This is a genomic window from Roseomonas sp. KE2513 (assembly GCF_016107305.1).
Lineage (GTDB): Bacteria > Pseudomonadota > Alphaproteobacteria > Acetobacterales > Acetobacteraceae > Roseomonas.
This window is the reverse complement of the sequence record NZ_RCVR01000212.1, coordinates 1-262: the sequence shown is the minus strand read 5'-3', so window position 1 is coordinate 262 and position 262 is coordinate 1. Positions and strand designations below refer to the sequence as shown.

The following is a 262-nucleotide window of genomic DNA, read 5'->3' as shown; positions in this document are numbered from 1 at the left end:
ACAGAGGCCAAGGCGGCGCTCGGCTGCGGCCAGCAGCATCACCCCGCCGTCCGAGGTCAGACGTCCGCCGTCGAAGGCGGCACTCAGCTTCTTGCGGCCAACCGCTGGAAAGCCGAACGCCTCGGTCGTATCGTCGTCCATGGCGGGTGTGGCACAGCCTGTGAGGGTTTCGGCTTGGTCTCGACACCCAAGTCCGTAAACCCAGCCAGCAGCTTACGCCACATCCGCCAACCAAAACCCGAGCCCCGGTGAATAAGACGGG

1 pseudogene is annotated in these 262 nt (G+C 65.3%); it reads right to left on the bottom strand.

Annotation, left to right across the window (positions count from 1 at the left end):
• Window positions 1-141: pseudogene (locus D9599_RS30995) on the bottom strand (IS1380 family transposase); the annotation flags it as partial.
• Between the last annotated feature and the right edge of the window lie 121 nt (window positions 142-262).